General features: G+C 65.8%; 8 protein-coding genes and 1 pseudogene. 3 read left to right on the forward strand and 6 right to left on the reverse strand.

Going from position 1 to position 6,751, the window contains the following annotated elements; all coding sequences use genetic code 11:
• Nucleotides 1-636: 636 nt before the first annotated feature.
• From tatC to VGH85_22045, 5 genes and pseudogenes are all read right to left on the reverse strand, one after another.
• On the reverse strand, nt 637-1,425 hold the full coding sequence (tatC, locus tag VGH85_22025; protein HEY2176497.1) for a twin-arginine translocase subunit TatC: 789 nt from the start codon (nt 1,423-1,425) through the stop codon (nt 637-639).
• A 7-nt stretch (nt 1,426-1,432) separates the two neighbouring features.
• Nucleotides 1,433-1,651 (reverse strand): twin-arginine translocase TatA/TatE family subunit, encoded by a 219-nt coding sequence (gene tatA / locus VGH85_22030; protein HEY2176498.1) that lies wholly within the window; start codon nt 1,649-1,651, stop codon nt 1,433-1,435.
• 80 nt (nt 1,652-1,731) lie between these two features.
• Nucleotides 1,732-2,229 (reverse strand): hypothetical protein, encoded by a 498-nt coding sequence (locus VGH85_22035; GenBank protein HEY2176499.1) that lies wholly within the window; start codon nt 2,227-2,229, stop codon nt 1,732-1,734.
• A 1-nt stretch (nt 2,230) separates the two neighbouring features.
• Nucleotides 2,231-3,325, reverse strand: coding sequence for a ferritin-like domain-containing protein (locus tag VGH85_22040; GenBank protein ID HEY2176500.1), 1,095 nt, complete (start codon nt 3,323-3,325; stop codon nt 2,231-2,233).
• 232 nt (nt 3,326-3,557) lie between these two features.
• Nucleotides 3,558-3,739: pseudogene (locus tag VGH85_22045) on the reverse strand (hypothetical protein).
• Nucleotides 3,740-4,027: 288 nt separating this feature from the next.
• Here VGH85_22045 and VGH85_22050 point away from each other — a divergent pair.
• Entirely contained in the window at nt 4,028-4,246 is a 219-nt protein-coding gene (locus VGH85_22050) for a hypothetical protein (GenBank protein HEY2176501.1), read from the forward strand.
• Between the two features lie 134 nt (nt 4,247-4,380).
• Nucleotides 4,381-4,755 (forward strand): plastocyanin/azurin family copper-binding protein, encoded by a 375-nt coding sequence (locus VGH85_22055; protein HEY2176502.1) that lies wholly within the window; start codon nt 4,381-4,383, stop codon nt 4,753-4,755.
• 266 nt (nt 4,756-5,021) lie between these two features.
• On the opposite strand, the gene VGH85_22060 is transcribed toward VGH85_22055, so the two are convergent.
• On the reverse strand, nt 5,022-5,444 hold the full coding sequence (locus tag VGH85_22060; GenBank protein ID HEY2176503.1) for a hypothetical protein: 423 nt from the start codon (nt 5,442-5,444) through the stop codon (nt 5,022-5,024).
• Between the two features lie 671 nt (nt 5,445-6,115).
• Here VGH85_22060 and VGH85_22065 point away from each other — a divergent pair.
• Complete coding sequence (locus VGH85_22065) at nt 6,116-6,499, forward strand: VOC family protein (GenBank protein HEY2176504.1); 384 nt, start codon at nt 6,116-6,118, stop codon at nt 6,497-6,499.
• Nucleotides 6,500-6,751 lie beyond the last annotated feature (252 nt).

Consider the following 6,751-nt stretch of genomic DNA (forward strand, 5'->3'; position numbering starts at 1 on the left):
AAGACGAGCCCGCGGACGCGGGAGTGCTGCCGGCCGAGACGGCACCGGCACCCTCGTAGAAGACTCAGCCGCCGCCGCAGGCGCCGGCGACGTCGATGCCGGCGGCATAGAGACCGCCCGCGAGGACGAGGGCGCCGACCGCGCCTAGTGGAACTTGAAGCGGACCGTCCGCTCGACGCCCAGCAGTGCTCGCATAAGGGGTGTCCTGCCCCCAGCACGGACACCGAAGACTGGCAGATCGCCTCGATCGCAGTCGACTCGACAAGCTGACGGAGGGGGTTTTCCGCCGCAAAGTCGAGGATCGACGACCACCTCCACGCCGCCGACGACGACCGCATCGACCCCGACGACGACCGCTTCGACGCCCAACAGCGTGTGAGGAAATCCGCCTGCGCACGTGGGCCGGGATCAATCTACGCAGGGCTGACTTCAAGTCGGCGACCTGCCTCAACGGCTACTACTCGAAACGCGAGCGGCGCACAGGGAGGCACTACCCGCAGGGATACGTGAACCGTGTCATGCGCCTGTCGAGCCCGCCGGGGGCGGGCACATTCGTGCGTGTCGAGTTGCCGCTCCGCGACCAGGCCGTCCGCCGCTAGCCACCAGCGGCAGGCGTCGCGCAGCCGGTGCGACCGCCTAGGCCGGCGGTTCCACGCCGACGGCGTCGAAGCGTCCAGCGACCAGCCTGGCGGGTCGCGCTCGCTCGACGAAGAAGGCGAGCCAGATCGAGCCCTCGAAAAGAGCCCACATGGGCAGGAGCTCGAGTCCCGTAGTCACCGGGTCCGGGCCGGGCAGCGTGAGCGCGACGACGGCGACGATGAAATAGCCGAGCCGGCGGTTCCGGCGGAGAGTCGCCGACGAGAGTACGCCGATGCTCACCAGGCCGAGCACGATCACCGGTAACTCGAAAACGAGCACGATGCCGAGCAGGACCGTGGAGGTGAACGAGTAGTACGCCTTCGCCTGGATCAGATTCGTGAAGTGCGTGTCGTCGTAGTGGGTCAGCCACAGTAGGGCGCGCGGGAGGACGATCCAGTATCCGAACGCCAGCCCTGCTGTGCCCAGAGCGCTGGCAAAGGCAACGAGGCCGAGCACGCTTCGCTCGATCGACGGGTCGAAGGCGGGCGCGAAGAACGACCAGAACTGCCACATGATCACAGGCAGGGCAAGCAGAAATCCCGCGTAAACGCTCACCGTCACCGAGACCGTGAACGGCTCGGCAACGCCCAGCGTCACCACCCGCCGCCGGTCAGCCGGTAGCGGGTGGTTCAGCCAGTCGAGGATGTGGCCGTGGAACGCGAACGCGACGATCGTCGTGAGCGCGAGCGAGCCGAGGACGATGATGAGCCGCCAGCGGAGCTCTTCCAGGTGCCCGACGACCGTCGCGCCCTCGCCGTGCTGTAGACGCTGGGGCAGCCGACCCATCGAGACGCTAGACGGCGGTCTCGTGCTCGTCGCGCACCGTGACGTTCGCCTCAACGGGCGTAGGCAGCTCGGCGGGCTTGCTCGAGTCACCGCTCACGGAGTCCTTGAACTCGCGCATCCCCGAACCAAGCGATCGCCCGATTTCGGGAAGTCGCCTCGCACCAAAGAGCAGCAGCGCGATCAGTAGCAGTGCAACAAGGTGCGTCGGGCTCGTCAAACCGGTCATATCTCCTCCTGTTCTGTCTCTTGCGCTTCACCAGGCGTGCCGTGCGGCATCCGCGGTTCTCACCAACCCGGATACCTGCGTCAAGCTCCTGTTACCGAGAACCAGACCCCAGGCGGATCGCCCGTTCCGGCCGTGACGAACACGATCGGTGCGAGGCACGGCTTCGGCAGGTCCACGTTGCCGTTGAACGCGGCATCGCCGGTCGTGGTCGCTGGGAACGGCGCCGAGACACGGTTCACAACCACGGCCGCTCCACCGACGATCGACTGGCAGCTGACGACCGCGCGGAACGTGGGCACCGGATTCGCCCCAGTCCCGGTAATGATCAGCCCGGTGACCTTTAGCGACAGATCTCCGTTCTCGTCCAGCTTGCCGTTGGCCGTGTCGATGCTCCATGGCGCACCGGCCCCGGAGACGCCCCGGATTGCGTTCACAGGACCCGTATACGGCGCAACCGTTCCGACCATCGTCTTGAACTTGAGCACTGTCGAACCAGGCCCGTTGCCGGCTGAGGCTTGTGCGATCAGCACAACCGCCAACGCCACAACGACAACGCCGGGAATCCAGAACCGTCTCATCTCACTCTTCCTTTCCATGCCGGGCCGCATCTGCGGCCTTTGCCAGTCCCATCAGGACTGCGAAGAACTCGGCTGATTGCCCGATGAACAGTCCGTCGGCCGTCAGGGCGTTAACCGCGCCCACTGCGGCGCCCACGGTCTCGGTGGGCCGGATGATCGAGACGATCGGGAACTTGCGATCGAGGAAGATCGTCGGCTCGGGCATGATCAGGTTGGTCTGTGTCGCCTCACCGTCGGCGTTGAGGTCGGGGAAGACCAAGCCGTTGGTCGGGTCGGTGAGCGGCGGTGCGTTGCCGGCCTTGTCGTGCCAGGTCTGGAAGTGCATCGCCTCGGTGGCCCCGATGCTGAGCAGGATCCGCAGCACCTCGGAATGGGTGACCCGCTGGGCGAGTTGGGCGTAGAGGCTGGTACCCCCCTGCTCGATGAAGCAAAAGTGGAAGCCGGCCGTATTGGCGATCGCCTGCAGGTGGTCGCCGGGGGCGAGGTCGGCGTCACTGCGGGGAATCGCCGGGAACTGCCCGGCCCCCAGGCCCGGGACTGCTTGCGGGAGCGTGTCGCCGAAGTCGGGGTTCTGTGAGTCGCTGCGGTAGCGCGTCCAGAAGCTCGTGTCGACGGTCAGCTGCATCAGGTTCGTGAGCCGTCCGATCTGCTGCGCCCCCGTGGCCTTGCTGCTGGCCAGCGTGCGGAACTTGTCCAGGTTCACCGTCTGCTTGCCGTGCGCCTTCAGGTAGGCGTTGATGAAGGCGGCATGGGAGATCTCGTCGTCGGTGTTGTCGTGGATGTACTGGTCCATGTCCTCGTCCAGCACCGCGACGGCCTCGGCGTAGGCCGGACTGCCGCTGCCGCCGGGGACCTCGCTGTCCTGGATACCCGCAAGCTCGTTGTACTGCTGCCAGAGATCGGTCTCGATGAGCTCGGCCGCAGCCAGGAACTGAAGAATCGCCGCGTCGCCCTTCGTCAGGCCACCACCCGCGAGCGCCTCCGACGGGTTGGCCAGAAAGCTCCCAGCGCCGAGGCCGGCTACTCCGAGCGCAGCGCCCTTCAGCAGGAAGGAGCGGCGGCTTGTCAGATCATGAGACTGGTCGCTTGCTTCCATCCTCTTCTCCTCTCCGATTGGTCCCGTCTCGGGCGTGCCGCCCGACGGGACGGTGTCGTTCCACGATCCCGATTGACGCCTGATCTGCCATCCCCGCGGACGCCCAACTCCGATTGCTGTTTCCGGGAACATCGCGATTCCTGCTAGTCACTATTTCCGGTGCTGCAGCACGTCCCGAGCAACCAGGCCGGCTCGAGTCGGCGCTTCCGTCCGGCCGCGATCCGAAGCAACCCGCTTGAAAGCACGCGGCGTAGCCGACGGCGAAGAGCTGCTCCGGATTCGTCCCCGGGCCGCCGGGACATCCCATCTCGCGCCGGGAACGTCGAGCGCGACATCCACACGACCATCGCTCGTCCGCGGGTGACCTGCTCGCCCGCCGACGCGCGGCGAGGGCGAAGCCGCCCCCACCGCCAAGACCCCGCGCCGGTCGAAGCGCGCTCGTCCATCAGCCGACCGTGAAGACGCCCTTCATCCCCGCTGCAGCGTGGCCGGGAACGGTGCAGAGGTCGACGGCGAGGTTCGCCGTCCGGCCGGTACTAGGGCACAGCCATCCCCCTCGCGTTAGCGGCGAGGTGCCGATACCCGGAATCCCAAGAGGCGGGCTACCAGGGCCGGCAGATCACGGGTGCCCTCGATGACGCGGCAGAGCCCTGCAGCGATCCTGGCCGCAGAACGTCCGACGCCCGAAACGGGGGAGGAACCATGGAACCGCTCGCCACCGCGATTCACGAAGTCGATCAGACGAGCCAGGAGATGCGCCGCCTGCGCGGCTGGCGCATCGAACAGCTTCGGAACCTCGGGGTACCGTTCATGCTCGCCGAGTTGTTCGCCGATCGCCCAGACCGCCTCGACTGGCACGCACTCGCAGACCTGATCGATCGCGGCTGTCCGCTGCACCTCGCGCTGGACATCCTGCTCTAGGGCGACGAATGGCGGCTGCCTGCCAATCCGGTCTGCGGAAGGTGAGGCGTCCGAATGGGTGTTAGCGAGGAGGCCCGGCCACACCGCACATCGCAATCCTCCCTGTTGTTCACGAGCTTACGGAGGTCCCGCAAATGAGAAAGCCGATTACAACCGCCCTGTTCGCGCTCCTGGCGACCGGGATCGCCTCGCTGTTCCTGGTTCAGCTCGCCTCGGCAGGTCCCGCTCGCCGGTCGGCTACGAAGACCGTGCTGGTGAAGGGGGGCGAATTCTTCTTCAGGCTCTCGACGAAGTCGATCGCCCGCCCTGGCAAGGTCACGTTCCTATTCAAGAACGCTGGACACGTGGCGCACGACTTCAAGATCAACCGCAGGGTGACGCCGCTGATTACTCCAGGCAAGACGGCGAAGCTCGCCGTGACGTTCAGGAAGAAGGGCAAGTACCCGTACCTCTGCACGGTGCCCGGGCATGCCGCGGCCGGCATGAGGGGCGTCTTCACCGTCCGCTGACAGGTCGGGCGCGCGTTGCGATGAGCCCTCTCGCTATCGCCGCCGTGGTGATCGTCGCCCTGACGGCGCTGCAGCTTGCGGACATCTATGGCGGCGGGCACTACGTCTGTCCGACCTGTGGCGCTAGACACCGGAACGGGCACTCCTCCGACTGCCCCTGGCGCAGGGCACGTTAGGCCTCGTTGCCGAGTGAAATCAACCCTCGCCTGGGCCAGCGTGCGGGGGTATGTCACCAGAGGGCTACGCGGTCGAGCGCGCCGCAGCCTCTATTGCCGCATGGCCGAGATCAGCGTCTGAGGGGCGAGTGAGACGAATCCATTGGGCCCCTGGAGAGGGCTCCCAATATCCACGCTTCCAAGCGACGGCGTCACCAGAATCTCGCCAGAGGCGCGGACGTCAAAGTTCACGAGTCGGGCGCCGCGCTCGAACGTGGCGCCATCTTTGACCCTGGCGAGCCGAGCGAGTGCTGAAGTCCGTTCGTCGGCGAGGCGAGCGTTCTCGCGGCCGGAGGTGCCCTCTTCGGTGGAGGCCTCAAGCGCCAAGCGGATCGTCCGACCCAACTCTTCGGGCGAGCAGCCTTCGGAGAGGACGTAGTAAGGCGGCGGGCCAAGGATCGTGAAGGCCGGCGTGTCGCTATAAGGGCCGATGAAGTACCTGCTGGCTCGCAGGTTTAGCCAGGCGCTCTTCACGAGCGCGAGGATAGGTGGACTCGCCTGAGCCAGTGTTCTGGAATGACCCGTGCCCCGCGACCTGCCCGACTATCCCGCTGGGTCAGCTGTAGGAGACGTCGATCTGGGCGACCTTGCCGTGTCGCATCGTGAAGCCGGTCCCCGGTGCATCCGGCATGCGCCCGGCCATGCGCCAGCACTGGCCGTCGCGACAAGACACACGGAGAGCGCGCAACTCCTCTCGGCTTGACCCGACACGCACGCCGGACCGAGTGCGGAAGCCGCCCCACTTGGTCTCAAGGTCCTCGACCCGCGTCGTCAGCTGATCGTGGAACCAGTAGTCGACGCGAAGGCGGCCCCCGAAGTACCAGACGACACCACGACGCCTTGACCTGCCGGGTCCTAATACCTTCTCGACCCTTCTTCGCGGCTCGTTCAAGCTTATGCCTCCAATCGAATGGCCGAGCACGATCAGCCGGTTTTGAGAAGTCCGCTGCTTTGGATCGCTTCCACTGCAGCCAGAGACCACCGCAGAAGCTGTGGCGAGAAGGGCCAAGGCCGTGACGCGCTTCATCGCAAAACAAACTAGAGCAGAGGCGCCGCCAAGTCACAAGCGAAGGATCTCCGTCTGGGCCCCCAGTGTTAGGGAATGAGTCCTGAGCAAATGCGCACGTCCTTAGTACGATCATCGGGTGGGCGGCGACTCGGCAGATGGCCCCAGGAAGCAGATTTGGATCGGCTCGATCGTGATCCGCTGCCGACGTTTCGACGAGATGCTCGCGTTCTGGCAGGCGGCCCTCGGCTACGTCATGCAAGCGCCGCCAAAGGATGGTTGGGTCATACTCACCGACCCGACCGGAAAAGGCCCAAACATCTCCCTCGACCAGGTCGAGCAACCACCACCGCTCGGTGAAACCAGCAGGGTGCATCTCGACTTCTACACCGACGACGGGGAAGGAGAGGTCGAGCGGCTGCTCGCGCTTGGCGCGACACGCTACGAGCGCGAGACGAGCCCAGATGACGACTTCGTCGTCCTCGTAGACCCCGACGGCAATCGATTCTGCGTCGTTGACTAGCTCATGTCGCCGGGGTTCCGGGTCACAGGTCGCTCGCCTGGGCCAGCGTGCGGGAATGTCACCAGAAGCGAGTGCTAGGGCTGCGTCCTGAGCGCCTCGTAGTAGAAGACAAGATCGTCCTCCTTGCCGTTCACGAACCGCTTCTGAGCCTTCGCAGGTGGCGAGGTCCAGGTGCCGGACGGAAGAACTTGCACCGCGGCCACGTCAAAGTCCGGCATCCAGCCCCAGTGGCCGCCGAAGTGGCGGATCATC

The organism is Mycobacteriales bacterium (assembly GCA_036497565.1).
In the GTDB taxonomy this organism is placed as follows: domain Bacteria; phylum Actinomycetota; class Actinomycetes; order Mycobacteriales; family QHCD01; genus DASXJE01.